Source organism: Aeromonas sp. 3P (assembly GCF_051919745.1).
GTDB classification, from domain to species: domain Bacteria; phylum Pseudomonadota; class Gammaproteobacteria; order Enterobacterales; family Aeromonadaceae; genus Aeromonas; species Aeromonas veronii.
This window is the reverse complement of sequence record NZ_JBQBED010000001.1, coordinates 4,588,979-4,608,260: the sequence shown is the minus strand read 5'-3', so window position 1 is coordinate 4,608,260 and position 19,282 is coordinate 4,588,979. Positions and strand designations below refer to the sequence as shown.

General features: G+C 58.8%; 14 protein-coding genes. 8 read left to right on the top strand and 6 right to left on the bottom strand.

Annotated features, from left to right (window positions below; all coding sequences use genetic code 11):
• Positions 1–2 precede the first annotated feature (2 nt).
• Positions 3–230 (top strand): YejL family protein, encoded by a 228-nt coding sequence (locus ACTG19_RS21440; RefSeq protein WP_005333874.1) that lies wholly within the window; start codon positions 3–5, stop codon positions 228–230.
• A 47-nt stretch (positions 231–277) separates the two neighbouring features.
• Positions 278–2,128 carry a DUF3413 domain-containing protein gene (locus tag ACTG19_RS21435; protein ID WP_439989544.1) on the top strand — a complete coding sequence of 617 codons (1,851 nt, stop codon included), beginning with the start codon at positions 278–280 and terminating at the stop codon, positions 2,126–2,128.
• Positions 2,129–2,212: 84 nt separating this feature from the next.
• Here the strand turns inward: ACTG19_RS21435 and ACTG19_RS21430 are convergent, their stop codons facing one another.
• Positions 2,213–2,998, bottom strand: a complete 786-nt coding sequence (locus ACTG19_RS21430) for a MetQ/NlpA family ABC transporter substrate-binding protein (protein ID WP_108613486.1) — start codon at positions 2,996–2,998, stop codon at positions 2,213–2,215.
• A gap of 608 nt (positions 2,999–3,606) precedes the next feature.
• Between ACTG19_RS21430 and asp the strand changes: the two genes are divergently transcribed.
• Positions 3,607–5,481, top strand: coding sequence for a serine protease Asp (gene asp / locus ACTG19_RS21425; RefSeq protein ID WP_113739271.1), 1,875 nt, complete (start codon positions 3,607–3,609; stop codon positions 5,479–5,481).
• Positions 5,482–5,499: 18 nt separating this feature from the next.
• Positions 5,500–5,958: a serine protease chaperone gene (locus ACTG19_RS21420; protein ID WP_113739270.1), complete on the top strand. Its 459-nt coding sequence runs from the start codon at positions 5,500–5,502 to the stop codon at positions 5,956–5,958.
• Between the two features lie 67 nt (positions 5,959–6,025).
• On the opposite strand, the gene ppsA is transcribed toward ACTG19_RS21420, so the two are convergent.
• The gene (ppsA, locus tag ACTG19_RS21415; protein WP_201989207.1) at positions 6,026–8,398 is read right to left on the bottom strand and encodes a phosphoenolpyruvate synthase; all 2,373 of its coding nucleotides are present in this window, start codon (positions 8,396–8,398) and stop codon (positions 6,026–6,028) included.
• A 347-nt stretch (positions 8,399–8,745) separates the two neighbouring features.
• Here ppsA and ppsR point away from each other — a divergent pair, with 347 nt between their 5' ends.
• Positions 8,746–9,558 (top strand): posphoenolpyruvate synthetase regulatory kinase/phosphorylase PpsR, encoded by an 813-nt coding sequence (gene ppsR / locus ACTG19_RS21410; RefSeq protein ID WP_005344832.1) that lies wholly within the window; start codon positions 8,746–8,748, stop codon positions 9,556–9,558.
• A 238-nt stretch (positions 9,559–9,796) separates the two neighbouring features.
• Here ppsR and ACTG19_RS21405 read toward each other — a convergent pair whose 3' ends face one another.
• A complete protein-coding gene (locus ACTG19_RS21405; RefSeq protein WP_233267204.1) occupies positions 9,797–10,093 on the bottom strand; it encodes a hypothetical protein in 297 nt (98 codons plus the stop codon).
• Positions 10,094–10,480: 387 nt separating this feature from the next.
• On the opposite strand from ACTG19_RS21405, the gene ACTG19_RS21400 reads away from it, so the two are divergent.
• Positions 10,481–11,863, top strand: coding sequence for an amino acid permease (locus tag ACTG19_RS21400; protein WP_005352966.1), 1,383 nt, complete (start codon positions 10,481–10,483; stop codon positions 11,861–11,863).
• 88 nt (positions 11,864–11,951) lie between these two features.
• Here the strand turns inward: ACTG19_RS21400 and ACTG19_RS21395 are convergent, their stop codons facing one another.
• Positions 11,952–12,278 carry an ArsR/SmtB family transcription factor gene (locus ACTG19_RS21395; protein WP_005344826.1) on the bottom strand — a complete coding sequence of 109 codons (327 nt, stop codon included), beginning with the start codon at positions 12,276–12,278 and terminating at the stop codon, positions 11,952–11,954.
• 106 nt (positions 12,279–12,384) lie between these two features.
• Here ACTG19_RS21395 and ACTG19_RS21390 point away from each other — a divergent pair, with 106 nt between their 5' ends.
• Positions 12,385–13,455 (top strand): permease, encoded by a 1,071-nt coding sequence (locus ACTG19_RS21390; protein WP_439989543.1) that lies wholly within the window; start codon positions 12,385–12,387, stop codon positions 13,453–13,455.
• Positions 13,456–13,580: 125 nt separating this feature from the next.
• Here ACTG19_RS21390 and ACTG19_RS21385 read toward each other — a convergent pair whose 3' ends face one another.
• Entirely contained in the window at positions 13,581–14,291 is a 711-nt protein-coding gene (locus tag ACTG19_RS21385) for an HAD family hydrolase (protein WP_113739267.1), read from the bottom strand.
• A 203-nt stretch (positions 14,292–14,494) separates the two neighbouring features.
• On the opposite strand from ACTG19_RS21385, the gene ACTG19_RS21380 reads away from it, so the two are divergent.
• Positions 14,495–16,048 (top strand): methyl-accepting chemotaxis protein, encoded by a 1,554-nt coding sequence (locus ACTG19_RS21380; protein WP_100645568.1) that lies wholly within the window; start codon positions 14,495–14,497, stop codon positions 16,046–16,048.
• 91 nt (positions 16,049–16,139) lie between these two features.
• Here ACTG19_RS21380 and gcvP read toward each other — a convergent pair whose 3' ends face one another.
• Positions 16,140–19,016, bottom strand: coding sequence for an aminomethyl-transferring glycine dehydrogenase (gcvP, locus tag ACTG19_RS21375; RefSeq protein ID WP_439989542.1), 2,877 nt, complete (start codon positions 19,014–19,016; stop codon positions 16,140–16,142).
• Between the last annotated feature and the right edge of the window lie 266 nt (positions 19,017–19,282).

The window sequence follows — 19,282 nt, the reverse complement described above, 5'->3', positions numbered from 1 at the left end:
TTATGCCTATCGTATCAAAGTACAATAACGAGCAATTTGACGCCCTGATGAACGACCTGATCACCGCGCTGGAAAAGCATAAAGCGCCGGTAGATCTCAGCCTTATGGTGCTTGGCAATCTGACCACCAATATCATCAACGGTATGGCACCGGCCCAGCGCCAGGCCATCACTGAAAAGTTTGTCCAGGCCCTGACCGCATCGGTCGATAATCGCCACGACGCACACTGAGTCCCCGACTCTGTTGATTTGACGTTTCTCAACGCAGATGGATCACTATGGTCGAAACCGGTAACCCCTATCGTGATAATGTCTCTCGCCTGATCACCTGGGGGCATTGGTTCTCCTTCTTCAACATTATTCTGGCCATGCTCATCGCCACCCGTTATCTGGGTGCCATCAGCTGGCCATCGACCACGCTTGGCGTGATCTATCTCGTTGTAAGCTGGATTGGCCACTTCTCGTTTCTGAGTTTTGTCACCTACCTGTTGACGATCTTCCCGCTCAGCTTCGTGCTGCCCAAGGAGAAGTCGTTGCGGTTCATCTCGGCCATCATCGCTACACTGGCGCTGGTGCTACTGCTGATCGACACCCAGGTATTCCGGCTGTTCAAGTTCCACCTCAACAGTCAGGTATGGCAGTTGCTGCTGGATCAGGCGCAAACCGAAGAGGGCTCAATCTGGAGCATTATCTTCGTTGCCGTGCCCACCATCTTCCTGCTGCAACTGCTGCTGTCGGCCTATGTCTGGCGCAAGATCAACAAGCGCAAGCGCCGCCAGTACGGCAATCAGGTGGGGCTGGCCCTGCTGATCTGCTTTATTCTGACCCACGTGGTCAACAGCTGGGCGGATGCGACCCTCTATCAGCCGATCACCATGCAGAGAGCCAACTTCCCCCTCTCCTACCCTATGACGGCCCGCTCCTTCCTGGCCAAACATGGCTGGCTGGATCTGGATCAGTACGAGAAGCAGGCGGCCTCCCAGGGGGATAACAGCGACAGCCGGATGCACTATCCGCTGCGCCCGCTAAACGTCAACGCCCCCCTGGCTCACAACAATCTGCTGATTGTGGTGGTCGATTCTCTGCGCTTTGACATGCTCAACAACATCAACATGCCCAATCTGCAGCGCTATGCGGATCAGCATCTGACGTTCCGCAATCACCTGAGTGGCGGCAACGACGACCTGATGGGCATGTTCAGCCTCTTCTACGGGTTGCCCGGTCACTACTACAAGGACATCAGCAGCGACAAGCGTCCGCCGGTGCTGTTCGACGAGATGCTGCGCCAGGATTACCAGTTCGGGCTGTTCGGCGCGATGGAAGATGCCCAGAAGTATCGCAAGAGCATCCTCGCCGGTCTGCGCAAACAGGTGTTTGTCTCCGAGCAGAGTGACGATGGCAAGCTGCTGACCGACTGGCAACAGTGGCTGGAGAAGCGCTCTCCCGAGCGCCCTTGGTTCTCGCTGGTCTATCTCTCGAGCCCAGGCGACTACCAGTTGCCCGCCACCATGAAGGGGCCGTTCCAACCGGAGCTTGCCAACTTCAATCCGGCGACCGCCTATCGGGCGGAGAACCTGCAAAAACTGGAGAACCGCTACAAGAACTCGGTCTTCTATACCGACCAGTTGCTTGAGCAGATGCTGACCAAATTGCAGTCCCAGGGGATGGACAGCAACACCATCGTCGTCATCACTTCCAACCACGGCCAGGAGTTCAACGACACCCGTAGCAACAGCTGGGGCGCAGGCAGCAACTACTCACCCTATCAGGTGCAGGTACCGCTGGTACTGGCCTGGCCGGGGCGCGGCAGTGACGTTCGGGAACAACCTAGCAGCCATTTCGATCTGGTGCCGACCCTGATGCAGGGGATGCTGGGCGTGCGCAATCCGGCGCGCGATTACAGCGTTGGCCGCTCGCTGTTTGATACCAGCCCGCGCAACTGGCTGCTGGCCGGGGATCAGAATGACTTCGCCATCTATGAAGGGGAGACCATCACCCACTTCAACAAACAGGGTGACTTCGAACTGCTGGAACGCAACAGCTATCGCCCGATCAAGCACGGTACCCCGGATATGGGCGCCATGATCCAGGTGATGAACGAGCTGAACCGCTTCTATCGCAACCAGTGAAGCGCCCGTTGATGGCTTGATACCATAAAAAACGCCCCGAATTCGGGGCGTTTTTCGTTGTATAGCCGGCCACGTTCACGACAGTTAGCCACCCCACCCTTGCGGGTACTTGTAGCCGACGAAACGCTTGGCTGCATAGGCTTTGAAAGCCGCCGAGTTGTAGGCCGCCGCCACATCTTTGGCAAAAGGCTGATCCGCATCTGCGCTTTTCACCACCACCCAGTTGATAAAATCGTAGCTGCGCTCCAGAAACAGTCCTTCACTAAACGGGATACCGCTGGAGGCGGCAAAATTACCGTTGATCACCGAGAAATCCACATCCTCCCGCGAGCGGGGCAACTGCGCGGCTTCCAGCAGTACCAGCTTGAGATTGTGCGGATTGTTCACCACATCAAACTCGCTCGCCTTGAGCGGGTTGATCCCCTCCTTGAGGGTCAGCCAACCGAGATCCTGCAACATCAGCAGAGCCCGCGCCTGATTGGTGGGATCGTTGGGGATGGCCACCGTGCTCCCCTTTTTCACCTTGTCGAGTGCCGCCAGCTTGCCGGAGTAGAGCCCCATCGGGCCAGTTGGCACCTGGGTAATGGGTGCCAGCGACAAGCCGCGATCTTTGGCAAAACTCTCCAGATAAGGTTTGTGCTGGAAGCAGTTCACATCCAGTGATCCGTCAGCCAGAGCAATATTGGGAGTCACATAGTCGGTGAACTCCACCAGCTTGACCTTATACCCCTTGGCCTCCAGCTGCGGCTTGATGGAATCGGTCACCATGTCGGCAAAATCCCCCACCGTAGTACCAATCACAATCTCCTGTTTGGTCGGCAAGGACGCATCGGCGGCAACCGCGGAAAAAGAGAGGCTCCCGACCGCCATCGCGGCAATAAAGGTGCTGGCGCCAGCAGTGGCGCGCAAGGAAGCAGTCAAAGGAGAAGATAAAAAGGAACGAAACGGCATAGGGACTCCCTGTCAGGTACGCATCAAGCTATGGGACTGCGGCGGGGTGGCTCTCAGAGATTAAGCCCCTCAAACCGCAGCAATCTAGCCATCCAGATGGCTATTTCAATTACCATAACAGAGCCATCCACCGCCGCCAAGCAATAAACCACTGACCCACCCCCACCTCATCACTCTTGCAGGCTCACCCGAACGCATAGCTGCACTCACATTGGCACACACCACCATGCCGTTTATTTCCAAGAGCGCACGAGCCCCCCTCGGGATTGCCCCGAATCGAGATGGCTGCGGCGAAGGAGAGTCGCGAGAGGAGTGAATTACAGATAAAAAGATCAGTAGCGAGCGGTGAGAACCATTCTCAATAAAACACATAACCAGCGTCATTGGAATACCTACCATAAACCAGATCGGATTTCTTTGAACCTCATTGCGTTTTTTGAAAATGGCTCTTTTTGAACCCCTACCACCCGTGTATAGATTTCCGTCGCACTCAGGATGGTGCGATCCAAGATGGAGTTAAAAGAATAATGAAGCAAACATCGTTAGCACTGGCGATCACAGCACTGCTGTCGACCCTGCCCAGTGCGCTCGTTCAGGCAAATGAAGGTTGTGCGCCGCTCACCGGCAAGGAGAGTGGCATGGATATCGGACGCAGCAGCACCGAGCGCTGCCTGCCAGGTACCAATCCCCTGCAGGATCAGCAGTGGTATCTGCTCAACAGCGGACAGGATGGATTCAGCGCCCGTGGCGGCATAGCGGGCAATGATCTCAACCTCTGGTGGGCTCATCGCACCGGCGTGCTGGGCCAGGGAGTCAATGTGGCCGTGGTGGATGATGGTCTGGCTATCGCCCACCCGGATCTGGCGGAGAACGTGCGTCCGGGTTCGAAAAACGTGGTGACCGGCAGCGATGACCCGACACCGACCGATCCGGATACGGCCCACGGCACCTCGGTCTCCGGCATCATAGCGGCGGTAGACAACGCCATCGGCACCAAGGGGATAGCCCCGCGAGCCCAGCTGCAGGGGTTCAACCTGCTGGATGACAACAGCCAGCAGTTGCAGAAAGATTGGCTCTACGCCCTTGGCGACAGCGATGCCAGTCGCGACAACCGGGTGTTCAACCAGAGCTACGGCATGAGTGTGGTGGATCCCCGCTCTGCCAACTCTCTGGATCAATCCCAGCTTGATCGCCTGTTTGAACAGCAGACCCTCAAGGCGCAGGGCGCGGCCTATATCAAGGCCGCCGGCAACGGCTTCAACAAGATAGCGGCGGGCGGCTATGTGCTTAACCGCACCGGCAATGGCCCCAAATTGCCGTTTGAAAACAGCAATCTCGATCCCTCCAACAGCAACTTCTGGAACCTGGTGGTAAGTGCTCTCAACGCCGATGGCGTCAGATCCTCCTACTCCAGCGTCGGCAGCAACATCTTCCTGAGCGCGACCGGTGGCGAGTACGGTACCGACTCTCCGGCGATGGTGACCACGGATCTGCCCGGCTGCGACATGGGTTACAACCGCACCGACGATCCCAGCACCAACCGGCTGCACGGCAACCCGCAACTGGATGCCAGCTGCGACTACAACGGCGTGATGAACGGCACCTCCTCCGCCACCCCCAGCACCTCCGGCGCCATGGCGCTGCTGATGTCCGCCTACCCGGATCTGTCGGTGCGGGACCTGCGGGATCTGCTGGCGCGCAGCGCAACCCGGGTCGATGCCACACAGAAACCTGTGATGGTCAGCTACACCAGCAGCACCGGCAAGGTGCGTGATGTGAAAGGGCTGGAAGGGTGGGAGCGCAATGCCGCTGGCATGTGGTTCAGCCCCACTTACGGTTTTGGTCTGATCGACGTCAACAAGGCCCTTGAGCTGGCAGCCAATCACCAGCCCCTGCCCCCGCTGGTGCAACTGCCATGGCAGAAGATCAATGTCACTGGCAGTGCCGCCGCCATCCCGGATGTGGGCAACAGCCCGACCCGTTCCACAACCCGCATCGCGACACCATTGACGGTGGAAGCGGTTCAGGTGATGGTGAGCCTGGATCACCAGCGTCTGCCCGATCTGCTGATCGAACTGGTCTCCCCCGCCGGCACCCGCAGCATCCTGCTGAGCCCCTTCAACAGCCTGGTCGGCCAATCTCTCGACCAGCAGCAGCTGGGCTTTGTACGAACCAAGGGATTGCGTGACATGCGGATGCTATCCAACAAGTTCTACGGCGAATCGGCGCAAGGCACATGGCGACTGGAAGTGACCGACGTTGCCAACGGTACCCGTCAGGTCTCTCTGCTCAATCGCGAGACCCGTGAGCGTACCACCCTGACCGAGCGCAACAATCGCCAACCGGGCAAGCTGATCTCATGGTCCCTGCGGGTCCTGGGTCACGATGCCAACCGCAGCTAACACGCTAGGAGTATTACCATGAACAAACCTGTTACCTTGCTTCTGGCAACCCTGCTGGCCCCCTTCTCGGGACAGCTCTGCGCCCAGGAGTCCGTCACCATGGATGGCAAGCAGTACAGCACCATAGAGGTGAACGGCCAGACCTACCTCATTCCCGACAACGGCAGCAAGAAGCGGGTCGCCCGCAGCCTTGACAGCAAGGTCCCGCAACAGACCCTGCGCCGCGGTGACGTGTTGATGCAAGGGGCCGCCAGCCCGGAGCTGACTGTAAGCGGCACCCTGCTGGTGGAAGCTGACGATGCCAGCGCCAAGGCGCTGGCGACTCGCCACGGCCTGAACTTCAAACAGAGCAGTGGTGGTATCGCCCTGCTGGAGGCCAAATCGGGCACCGATCTCAACGCCATCGCCACCAAGCTCAAGAGCGAAGGGGTGAATGTGCAGATCGAGCTGTCGGGGGCCGAACAGCAGCCGAAATAGGTCGCGACACACAGATAACAAAGGGGGCCATTATGGCCCCCTTTCTGCTGCTCATTTTGATAGTGGCTTACTTGGCGCCATGCTGCTCCGCCAGATAGAGCCAGGTATCGACCACGGTATCGGGGTTGAGTGACACCGAATCGATCCCCTGCTCCACCAGCCAGGCAGCAAAGTCCGGATGATCAGATGGGCCCTGACCGCAGATCCCCACATACTTGCCCGCCTTGCGCGCGGCCTGAATCGCCATCGACAGCAGCGCCTTGACCGCATCGTTGCGCTCGTCGAACAGGTGGGCAATCAGCCCCGAGTCCCGATCCAGCCCAAGGGTGAGCTGGGTCATGTCATTGGAGCCGATGGAGAAGCCGTCCACGTGCTCGAGGAACTTGTCTGCCAAGAGGGCATTGCTCGGGATCTCGCACATCATGATCACCTTGAGCCCCCGCTCGCCGCGGCGCAGACCGTTCTCGGCCAGGATCTCGATCACCTGCTCCGCCTCGCCCACGGTGCGCACGAAGGGGATCATCACCTCGACGTTGGTCAACCCCATCACATCGCGCACCCGCTTGATCGCCTCGCACTCGAGGGCAAAGCAGGGGCGGAAGCTGTCGGCGATGTAGCGGGATGCGCCACGAAAACCGATCATCGGGTTCTCCTCGTGGGGCTCGTAGCCACGACCGCCCACCAGATTGGCGTACTCGTTGGACTTGAAGTCTGACATCCGCACGATCACCCGCTCCGGCCAGAAGGCGGCACCCAGAGTGGCGATCCCCTCGGTCAGCTTGGCCACGTAGAACTCACGCGGGCTGTCGTAACCGGCGATCATCTTGCCGATGGTGGCCTGCAGCTCTGGGGCTTGCTGGTCAAACTCCAGCAGCGCCTTGGGGTGCACCCCGATCATCCGGTTGATGATGAACTCAAGACGCGCCAGCCCTACGCCTGCATTAGGCAACTGGGCAAAGTCGAAAGCGCGATCCGGGTTGCCGACGTTCATCATGATCTTGATGGGCAGGCGCGGCATATTGCCCACCTCGGTCACCGCCACATCGAAGTCCAGCTCGCCGTCATAGATAAAACCGGTATCCCCTTCCGCGCAGGAGACGGTGATCCGCTGGCCCGGCTGAATATGATCGGTAGCGTTGCCACAGCCCACCACCGCCGGAATGCCCAGCTCGCGGGCGATAATGGCGGCGTGACAGGTACGGCCGCCCCGGTTGGTGACGATGGCGGAGGCCCGCTTCATGATGGGCTCCCAGTCCGGGTCGGTCATGTCGGTGACCAGCACATCGCCGGGCTGTACTTCGTCCATCTGACTGATGGAAGAGATGACCCGCGCCGGGCCCGCGCCAATCTTGTGACCGATAGCACGCCCCTCGATCAGCACCTTGCCCGCTTGCTTGAGGGCAAAACGTTCGAGGGTGTTGGCCTCCTGACGGCTGCGCACGGTTTCCGGACGGGCCTGCACTATGTAGAGTTGGCCATCCTGACCATCCTTGGCCCACTCGATATCCATCGGGCGGCCATAGTGCTGCTCAATGATGAGGGCCTGTTTCGCCAGCGCCATCACCTCCTCATCGCTGATGCAGAAGCGGCTACGCTCAGCCTCGTTGGTGTCGACAATCTTCACCTGACGGCCGTGACCAGCATCGTCAGAGTAAGTCATCTTGATAAGCTTGGAGCCGAGGGTCTTGCGTACCACCGCCGGGCGGCCCCCCTTGAGAGTCGGCTTGTGCACATAGAATTCATCCGGGTTGACCGCCCCCTGCACCACCATCTCGCCAAGACCATGGGCGCCGGTGATAAAGACCACGTCGTTGAAACCGGACTCGGTATCGAGGGTAAACATGACGCCGGAGGCGGCGAGATCCGAGCGCACCATCCGCTGCACCCCTGCCGAGAGGGCAACACCCTTGTGGTCGTAGCCCTGATGCACCCGATAGGAGATGGCGCGATCGTTGAACAGGGAAGCAAACACATGCTTGACCGCCGTCATGACGGCATCGATGCCACGTACGTTGAGGAAGGTCTCCTGCTGACCGGCAAAGGAGGCGTCCGGCATATCCTCGGCGGTGGCGGAGGAGCGCACCGCAAACGAGGCCTCGACACCGGCACTCAACTTTTCATAGGCAACCCGGATAGCCTGCTCCAGCTCGGGCTGGAACGGGGCTTCGATCACCCAGTCGCGGATCTGCTGACCGGCCCGGTTGAGGGCGGCGATATCGTCCACGTCGAGATTGTCGAGCAGATGGTGGATCTTGCCGTTGAGGCCGCTTGACTCCAGAAACTCGTTAAACGCAAAGGCGGTGGTAGCAAAGCCCCCCGGCACGGATACGCCGGCGCCAGAGAGGTTGCTGATCATCTCGCCAAGGGATGCGTTCTTGCCGCCAACTCGTTCTACGTCCTGCATTCCGAGTTGTTCGTACCAGAGCACGTACTGTTGCACTTGGATGTCTCCAGGTTGGTGGGCACCGATGCCATAGCACCTCGTGCGCCCGATTTAATCGATGAGGTTATGGGTAAGTCAGGTGCGTTATTGTCTGTTTCTTTTGTTGCCAACGACCATGAAAACGTTTTCTACTGATTTTCAAAAAAATCCCCGAGCAAGCGTTGGGGATGGTCGAATGACCGGAACATTCTACAATGGCGACACAAAAAGATAACGATTCAGGTTTGCAAGCCACTTCACAACTTGGGCACAGCAGACCGGTTGACAAAACTGGTATGGTTTCGGGAGATACTTCTCACCCCTTACCCCATGCGACCCCACCCGCGGTATCACAGGAGCCCTACGTGCACACCGTATTTTATGTTTCAGACGGCACCGCCATCACCGCCGAAGTGTTCGGCCACGCGGTACTGAGCCAGTTTCCGCTGGCCTTCGAGCAGATCACTATCCCCTTTGTGGAGACACTGGAGAAAGCCCGTCAGGTACGGATGCGGATCGACGAGCAGTTCCGCCAGACCGGGGTACGCCCCATCCTGTTTCACACCATCGTCGACCCGCTGGTACGGGAAGAGGTACTGAAATCGGAGGCGTGCGGCCACGACTTTCTCAATACCTTCGTCAGCCCGCTGGAGCAGGAACTGGGGGTAAAAGCCGAGCCCCGCCTCCACCGCACCCACGGCATGGAGAACCGCAAGCTCTATGACGATCGCATCGAGGCGGTCAACTTCGCACTGGCCAACGACGATGGCATCACCACCAAGGAGTACGATGAGGCGGACATCATCCTGATCGGGGTCTCCCGCTGCGGCAAGACCCCCACCAGCCTCTATCTGGCACTGCAGTTTGGCATTCGCGCCGCCAACTACCCCTTTATCGAGCAGGACATGGGGATGCTGGAGCTGCCCGCCCCCCTCAAGGCCAACCGTCACAAGCTGTTTGGCCTCACCATAGCGCCGCAGCGGCTGCATGAGATCCGTAACCAGCGCCGTGCCAACAGCCGCTACTCCTCCATCGAACAGTGCGAGCAGGAGCTGGCCTGCGTGGAGCGACTGTTTCGCCAGGAGGCGATTCGCTTCCTGGATACCAGCTCCCACTCGGTGGAGGAGATCAGCGCCAAGGTCCTCGAGGCGACCGGTCTGCGCCGCCAGCTCTGTTAAGCCAGCTTGACAGCTATCGGCATCAACAAAAGATAAAAATTACAGTGTCGCGGCGAAAGTCAGCTGTGGCGAACTGCAATTCACATAGATGACAGTGAAAAGCGTGGATAAAAAAGGGATAAGCACCACAAATGCTTATCCCTCTTCTTGTCGACCTTGCCGTTGTGCCCTTGTCACCTGCTGCCAGTTGCCGCTATTCGATTCCGTTCTGCTGCGCTCGGCAAACAGCCAGCGTTAACTAACGATTGAGCTCAGGGTTGTTCATCAACCTGGCATAGAAGGCCAGCAAACCGTGGCGCAGGCGAACCCGCTCCGCCAGCCAGCCGCCAACGAGCGCCCCCGTTACCCCACCCACCAGCAACAGCGACTGCCAGTAGTGCAGCAATCCCTGATCACCGAGTAACAGCCAACCCAGCAACATAATCGCGGCCACCAGCAACAACAGCGGACTGGCAGCAATCCCTAACCAGAGCGCCACCAGCACACCCCGGGCAACCCCTTGTTGCAGCACGCTTTCGCGCTCTCTGTACTCCAACTCCCTGCACTCTTCCCTGTACTCTTGCTTGTTTGGCATCATTTGCATCTATTTGTGGCTTGGCACCACAAAAGCACACCAACAAGACAAAATGTCAACAAAACAGAATTCGATTGCACAAACATCAACCAAAAACTACCAAGAAGCCTCTTCAAATCATGAAAAAGCTGCCTTTGGTACAAAATACGGCCATTAGAGATGGAAAATAGGTGCATTCATGGCGGATTATCACTATTCTGCTTCAGTTGCCAGCCAACACTAAAAAATTGAAAATGGCATGTCGTAACGAAATAAATACAGATTTCGTCAGGTTTTGGCTACGCAATGCGGCCTGCTCAGGATGAGCCCAACACCGACCAGAGACAACAGAGACGTAAGGACAGACCCATGGATTTGAAACAAGACGGTGAGGAGCTGAAGCGCGGCCTTAAAAACCGCCACATTCAGTTGATTGCTTTGGGCGGCGCCATCGGCACCGGCCTCTTTCTGGGCATTGCCCAAACCATCAAGATGGCAGGCCCTTCGGTCCTGCTGGGGTATGCCATCGGCGGCTTTATCGCCTTCCTGATCATGCGCCAGCTCGGCGAAATGGTGGTGGAAGAGCCGGTAGCCGGTTCATTCAGCCACTTTGCCTACAAATACTGGGGTGAGTTTGCCGGTTTTGCGTCCGGCTGGAACTACTGGGTGCTCTACGTGCTGGTGAGCATGGCCGAGCTGACCGCGGTGGGCATCTATGTCCAGTACTGGTGGCCCGAGATCCCGACCTGGATGTCGGCAGCCTTCTTCTTCGTGCTGATCAACGCCATCAACCTCTCCAACGTCAAAGCGTTTGGCGAAATGGAGTTCTGGTTCGCCATCATCAAGGTGGTCGCCATCATCGGCATGATTGGCTTTGGCGGCTATCTGCTCCTCTCCGGTGCCGGCGGACCCGAGGCGAGCGTCACTAACCTGTGGGCTCAGGGCGGTTTCTTCCCCAACGGCATCAGCGGTCTGGTGATGGCGATGGCGGTGATCATGTTCTCCTTCGGCGGTCTGGAGCTGGTGGGCATTACCGCCGCCGAAGCGGACAACCCCGAGAAGAGCATTCCCAAGGCCACCAATCAGGTGATCTACCGCATCCTAATCTTCTACATCGGTGCTCTGGCTATCCTGATGTCCCTCTACCCTTGGGGTAAAGTGGTGGAAGGCGGCAGCCCGTTCGTGATGATTTTCCACGCTCTGGACAGCAATCTGGTCGCCACCGTACTCAACATCGTGGTGCTGACGGCGGCACTGTCGGTCTACAACAGCTGCGTCTACTGCAACAGCCGGATGCTGTTCGGTCTGGCCAAACAGGGCAACGGCCCGAAAGCCCTGCTCAAGACCAACAAGAGCGGCGTGCCACTGGTTGCCCTCTCGGTCTCGGCCATCGCCACCCTGCTCTGCGTGCTGATCAACTACCTGATGCCGGGCAAGGCGTTCGGCCTGCTGATGGCGCTGGTGGTCTCCGCACTGGTGATCAACTGGGCGATGATCAGCCTCGCGCACCTCAAGTTCCGCAAGGCCAAAGTCGCAGAAGGCGTCCAGCCCAAGTTCAAGGCGTTCTGGTATCCCTTCGGCAACTACCTCTGCCTCGCGTTCATGGCTGGTATCCTGGTGATCATGTACATGACCCCCGATTTCCGCATCTCAGTCGAACTGATCCCCGCCTGGCTGGTGGTACTGGGCATTGGCTTTGTCATCAAGCGCAAGGGACAGGCCCAAAGCAAGGTTGCAGCCAATCTGGGTTAATACCCGCAGCTGAGAAAAACAATGCAAAACGCCGATCGCATGATCGGCGTTTTTTTATTACGCGCAGCACTACTAGCAGCCATAGCCCTCAGGAAGGCAGCTCTTGCCTTTGATCTTGCCGATGCTCCGGGCTGTTGACGCAACACTCATCGCGGAAAAAGGCGATGATCTCCTCCAGCACCGCGTATTGAGAGACGCAAAGCAGGGTCCGACTCTCCCGGTTTTGCTTCACCAGCCCCACCGAGACCAGCGCCGCGATATGGTGGCTGAGGGTGGAAGCGGGGATCGCCAGCTGCTTTTGCAGCTCACCCACCGGCAGCCCCTGCTCTCCCGCCTTGACCAGATGCTTGAAGATAAACAGCCGGGTCGGATGACCCAGCTCTTTCAATGCCTTGGCGACCTCTTCCAGTTGCATCTCTGTGCCCTCCACGAATTTGATATTTCGATAATACCAGAAATATCTTGACCGATCATTTATTTCGGTTATTTTGGAAATATAGAAAACAAGTGAGGATACGACAATGAATGAGTGGTTAACCATGCTGACCGATGCAGCCCAGATGTTCCTGTTTCTGGCTGTCGAGCTGTCGGTGCTGTTTCTGGTCATTAGCGCCGGGGTCAGCCTGATCCGCCAGAAGATCCCCGACGAGAAGATCCAACGGATGCTGGGGGCGCGCCATGGCAAGGGCTATCTGCTCTCAGCCCTGCTCGGCGCCGTCACCCCCTTTTGCAGCTGCTCCACCATCCCGATGCTGAGAGGACTACTTTCGGCCAAGGCTGGCTTTGGCCCCACCCTCACCTTCCTGTTTATTTCGCCACTGCTGAACCCCATCATCGTCGGCTTGATGTGGGCCACCTTCGGCTGGAAAGTGACCCTGCTCTACGCCGTGATCGCCGCCAGCGTCTCCGTCATGGCGAGCATGCTACTCGACAGATTGGGGTTCGAGCGCCATGTCATCGACCCCAAAGAGGCCACCCCCTCTTGCGGTAGCGACTGTAGCCCGGCGACCCGCGCCACAACTCAAGCACATTGCAGTGACAACCAACGCTGTGCCATTCGCGCAATCAAACCCCTCAACGGGGCAGCGTGCTGCCCGGCTCAGCAACCAGAGATGGCAGAGCAGGCCACCCTCTCCTGCTGCGGCGATGGCACGGCAACCCTGACCAGAGCGCCACAGCTCCCCACCGCCTGGGTCAAAGCTCGCATCGATGCCTGGCAGCAGTTCAAAGCGGTATTGCCCTTCCTGCTGCTGGGGGTGCTCATCGGCTCGTTTATTTACGGCTTTATTCCGGCCGAGTGGATCGCCGCCCATGCCGGCGCCGACAACCCGCTGGCCATCCCCTTCAGCGCCATCGTCGGGATCCCGCTCTACATCCGTGCCGAGGCCGTGATTCCGCTGGCGTCGGTACTGCTGGGCAAAGGGATGGGAATGGGCGCCGTCATGGCGCTGATCATCGGCAGTGCCGGTGCCAGTCTGACCGAGGTTATCCTGCTCAAGTCGATGTTCAGAACCCCGATGATTGCGGCCTTCCTTACCGTGATCCTCGGCATGGCGATCCTGATGGGCTACCTGACGCAACTGCTGTTTTAAGTCGCCCATCATTAAACAGACAGGGTGTTAAGCCAGCTGAGTGTGAAACCATCAGGCTTCCCATAGACAAACGCCGATCAACTGATCGGCGTTTGTCTATTCCGTACGGCAATCTGCAACCGGCGTTACAGATATTGCCCGACGATGGGGAGCAGATCCTCGACGTCACGGGCGATATGGTCGGGTTGGTGTTCCCAGCGCTCCGGGGTCGCGCGGCTATAGGCGACAGCCACCGATATCACACGGCTCTGCTCGCCAAGCGCCGCTTGCAAATGACGGGCAAACTGCACATCCGCTTCATGGTCACCGATATAGATCAGCGACTGGCACCTAGCTGGGCCGAAGATAGACTCCAGACATTTGAGGCCACCGAAAGGATGAGGTTTTTGCTGCTGTCCGGGCACGTCATCATAGCCGACCACAGCCTTGAACAGGCTGTTCACGCCATGCTGCTCCAGAACCCGGCGAATATTCTTTTGGGAGTTCTGCGAACAAATTCCGTGGGGAATGGCAGAGAAATGGTCAATCACCGCCTCCAGCCCCGCAAAAAAACGCACCTCGGTCCGGTTCATCTCCTGATGCTTGGCCCACAGACTGCCAGCCAGCACCATCTCGTCCCGCGACAAACCGTAGTAATCCATATAGAGCGCCTGCCAGTTCTTGGCGGCGTGATTGGCATGGTGATATTCCGCTTCGCTGCGCAGATAGCGCGGCAGATGTTCTCCGGTCAGATGGGGGGCGACCTCAGCCAGGATCTGCTTGGTGATATCGATATTCTTCGGCACCGAATTGACCAGAGTACCGTCATAATCCCATAAAATCGCATCCAACTTCATTGCGTTACCTGTCTCGCTTCACAGCCATAAGTCACGCCATGTTACTTGGCTTGCCTCCCCTCGCCAAACCGCGCTGTAAAAATGTGAGACCCATCCCGTCCCCACGCAGTAGCACAAGAGTTAATGTGCAACAACACAATAAATGAACATCCTCTGCCATACTCAGACGAAGTATTCCGTTACGCCGAAACCGGAGTCTGATCATGGTAACCAGCTCGCTTCACACCACAGATACCGAGGTTGAATTTGCCGACGATATCCAGTTGGTATCGACGACCGATCTCAAAGGGGACATCACCTACGCCAATCCGGCGTTTTGTCAGGTGGCAGGCTATCGCCTGGAAGAGATGTTGGGGCAGCATCACAATCTGGTGCGCCACCCCGACATGCCCAAGGCAGCGTTTGCCGATCTCTGGGCCCACCTGCAGGCGGGTAAACCATGGCGAGGGATGGTAAAAAACCGCTGCAAAGATGGTCGCTATTATTGGGTTGATGCCTATGTCACCCCGATTTATGAAGATGGCAAGATGGTGGGTTACCAATCCGTCCGCTGCCGCCCCGCCGCAGAGCACAAAGCGCGTGCCAGCCAGATGTACAAAACCCTTAAAGCCCGTGAAACCGGCTCTGCCATTCACATGGGCCTGCGTCAACTCACGCCGGCCATGATGACCATCCCCCTGCTGCTCGTCAGCGTGATCAGCGCGCTCTGGCTGATCTCACCGCTGCAGGCGCTCTGGGTAATCATACCCCTCTTGGCAACAATCTGGTTCAATCGCCACCCTCTCTTCCTCACGCCGCGATTCTTGCAGCAGCTCGAGCAGGATTACGACAGCATCAGCCGCCTTATCTTCTCGGGGGATGCCCCCCACAGCATCGCCGATTTCCATATCAAACTCGGGCAAGCGAAGATCCGTACCGTACTCGGCAGGGTGGATGACACCACCGCGTCGCTCAATGCCATGGCCAATGACCTGCGCGGCTCCGCCTCGCTGGCCAGCCAGGATATCTCTTCGCAAGACACGCAGATCCAGCAGATTGCCACCGCCGTCACCCAGATGGCTTCGGCCGCCGAGGAGATCAACCGCAATATTCAAGACAGCAACAGCCAGATTGAAGAGGCCCGTAGCCACTGCATCACCACCAGCACCCAGCTTTCGGAAGCAGGAGAAGAGATGTCGGCGCTGGCCACCCAGGCGGAGCAAGCCTTCCAGTCAGCTGTCGAGCTGGCGAGCGAGTCCGAGCGGATCGGCACCATCATGAGCGAAATTCGCGGTATTGCGGATCAAACCAACCTGCTGGCGCTCAATGCCTCCATCGAAGCCGCACGGGCCGGCGATCAGGGACGCGGCTTTGCAGTTGTGGCGGACGAGGTTCGCAGCCTGTCGACCAGAACCCACAAGGCAACAGAGCAGATCCAGAACAGCATTGGCCATATCCAGCAAACCCTGGGGGGATGGAAAGAGATGATGCATCTCAATGTGACCAGAACCAACGCCTGCCTCGCCACCACCCGGGCAAGCACCGGCAACCTGAATCAGGTTGTGGTCGAGATAGACAAGGTCTCTGATTTTTCCAACCAGATCACCGCCGCAGCCACCGAGCAACAAGCGGTCATCGAGGAGATCAGTCGCAATATCAACCAGATATCCTCGCTCTCTCACGATAACAGTCTCAAAATCGATCAGGTGAGTGAAACCAGTGCCAATTTGCAGAGCAAAGCGAGCCAGCTCAAGGACTTAAGCCGGACATTCGGATAGCAGCATGCAGATAAAGTCCATGTAAACGAAGGGCCACCCGTCTGGGTGGCCCTGTTGTTTATGCGGCTTAACTGTTGCTCCTGGACGCCACTTACTTGGCGTAATCCTCAGTCGGGATACAGGCACAGAACAGGTTGCGATCGCCGTAGACATCGTCGATGCGGTTCACAGAGGGCCACAACTTGGCGGCGCGCACGGCGTCGGACGGGAAGACCGCCTCGGCGCGGCTGTAGCCACGGGACCACTCTGCATCCATCACATCATCCTGCGTGTGCGGCGCATGGACCAGCGGGTTGTCGGCGAGGCTCCACTGCCCCTCCTGCACCTTGGCAATCTCGGCGCGGATGGAAGTCATCGCCTCGACGAAACGATCCAGCTCGCGCTTGGATTCCGACTCGGTCGGTTCGACCATCAGGGTGCCCGCTACCGGGAAGCTCATGGTCGGTGCGTGGAAGCCGTAGTCCATCAGCCGCTTGGCAACGTCCATCTCGCTGATGCCGGAAGCCTCTTTGAGCGGACGGATATCCAGAATGCACTCGTGAGCTACCCGACCGTTGCGCCCGGAATAGAGCACCGGGAAGGAGTCACCCAGCTTCTTGGCCAGATAGTTGGCGTTTAGGATCGCTACCTGAGTGGATTTCTTCAGCCCCTCGTCACCCAGCATGGCGATATACATCCAGCTGATGGGCAGGATACTGGCTGAGCCAAACGGTGCCGCCGACACGGCGCCGTTATCACGGCTCTCCTTGTTGGTCTTGACCACAGCGTGACCGGCCACGAACGGTGCCAGATGTTTCTTCACGCCGATGGGGCCCATGCCCGGGCCGCCACCACCGTGAGGAATGGCGAAGGTTTTGTGCAGGTTGAGGTGAGAGACGTCCGCCCCGATAAAGCCCGGCGCCGTCAACCCGACTTGCGCATTCATGTTGGCGCCGTCCAGATAGACCTGACCACCGTGCTGGTGAACGATGTCGCACACCTCCTTGATGGTCTCCTCATACACCCCGTGGGTGGAGGGATAGGTCACCATCAGACAGGAGAGTTGATCCCCCGCCTCGGCCGCCTTGGCACGCAGATCGTCGAGATCCACGTTGCCGGACTTGTCACAGGCGGTGACGATCACCTTGAGCCCCGCCATCTGGGCAGAGGCCGGGTTGGTGCCGTGGGCAGAAGCTGGGATCAGGCAGATGTCGCGATGCCCCTCGCCGCGGGATTCGTGGTACTTCTTGATGGCCAAGAGACCGGCGTACTCGCCCTGCGCCCCGGAGTTGGGCTGCATGCAGACCGCATCGTAACCGGTCACCTTCACCAGCCAGTTTTCGAGGTCGGCCAGCAGCAGTTGGTAGCCCTTGGCCTGTGCCAGCGGGGCGAACGGGTGCAACTTGCCGAACTCGGGCCAGGTCACCGGGATCATCTCGGCGGTGGCGTTGAGCTTCATGGTGCAGGAGCCGAGCGAAATCATGGCGTAGTTGAGCGCCAGATCTTTGGCTTCGAGACGGTGGATATAACGCAGCATCTCGGTTTCGGAGTGGTACTTGTTGAACACCTCGTGGGTCAGCACGGCATCGGTGCGCAGCAGATCCTGCGGGATGGCGTGATGGGCCTGGGCCGCCTTGTCGAGGGCCTCGATGTCGAGGCCATGGCCTTGACCGAGGAAGAGATCGAACAGCTCGGCCACATCGCTGCGAGTGGTGGTTTCAGAGAGTGACACCCCTACCGCGCCATCTAGGTCTGCACGAAGGTTGATGCCGAGCCCCTCGGCCTTGGCGATCAGCGCGGCCTTGTCAGCAGTCTGCACGGTCAGGGTATCGAACCAGCTTGCATGCTTGAGGGCCACCCCCTTGGCCTTGAGGCCAAGCGCCAGAATGGTGGTGAGACGGTGCACGCGGGAGGCGATGGTCTTCAGCCCCACCGGACCGTGGTAGACGGCGTAGAAGCTCGCCATGTTGGCCAGCAGCACCTGAGCGGTACAGATGTTGGAGTTGGCCTTCTCGCGGCGGATATGCTGCTCGCGGGTCTGCATCGCCATGCGCAGCGCGGCCTTGCCGCGGGCATCCTTGGAGACACCGATGATACGGCCCGGCATGGAACGTTTGTAGGCATCGCGGGTAGCGAAGAAGGCGGCGTGGGGGCCACCGTAGCCCATGGGCACGCCAAAGCGCTGGGCGGAGCCCAACACCACGTCGGCACCCAGCTCGCCCGGGGACTTGAGCAGCAGCAGAGAGAGCAGATCGGCGCTGACGCAGGCCAGCCCTTTCTGGGCCTGTACCGCGGCAATCAGAGCGCGCAGATCTTTCACCTCACCTGTGGTGGTGGGGTACTGGAACAGGGCACCGAACACCTCTTCGCTCACTGCATCGTTCGCGGCGCCAACCGCCACGTCGAAACCAAAGTGAACCGCGCGCTCCTTGACCACGTCGATCACCTGCGGGTGCACGTCATCGGCCACGAAGAAGAGGTTGGATTTGGACTTGGCCATCCGCTTGGCCAGCGCCATCGCCTCGGCGGCGGCGGTCGCTTCATCCAGCAGGGAGGCACTCGCCAGATCCATGCCGGTGAGATCCAGCGTCAGCTGCTGGAAGTTGAGCAGGGCTTCGAGACGGCCCTGTGCCAGCTCGGGCTGATAGGGGGTGTAGGCGGTATACCAACCCGGATTTTCCAGCACATTGCGCAAAATGACGTGGGGCACATGGGTATCGTGATAACCCATGCCGATGTAGCTCTTGGCAATCTTGTTCTGAGCGGCATAGCCCTTGAGCTTGGCCAGCGCCTCTACTTCGGTCATGCCGGCACCGATCCCCAGCGGACCCGGCAGGCGAATGGCGGCGGGCACGGTCTGTTCAATCAAATCGTCCAGGCTTTCGGCCCCGACGGTCGCCAGCAGCTGGCGCAGCTCTTCCTCGCCCGGGCCGATATGGCGGCGGACAAAATCGGTTTTTTGCTCGAGTTCAAACAGTGACTGGGTCATTTCCCTATTTCCTGATAAATAAGTCCTGGCATGACATCCTGATAACCAAGACCTGATGTTCCTGATCGTCGGCAGATACCGACTCCACTCATGTTCTGGGTCCCGCAGACAGGATGCGGCACCGGATGCTGCGGCAGCATCAAGAGGGGATCGCCTTGTTGCGAACCGGCCCGTTTGCCCCCTGGGCTCCTAGGGTGGCAAACGGCAGGCGCGGACGACTTCACCCTTCCACCGGCCGGTGCTTGCCCGGCTGGCGGTCATACAAA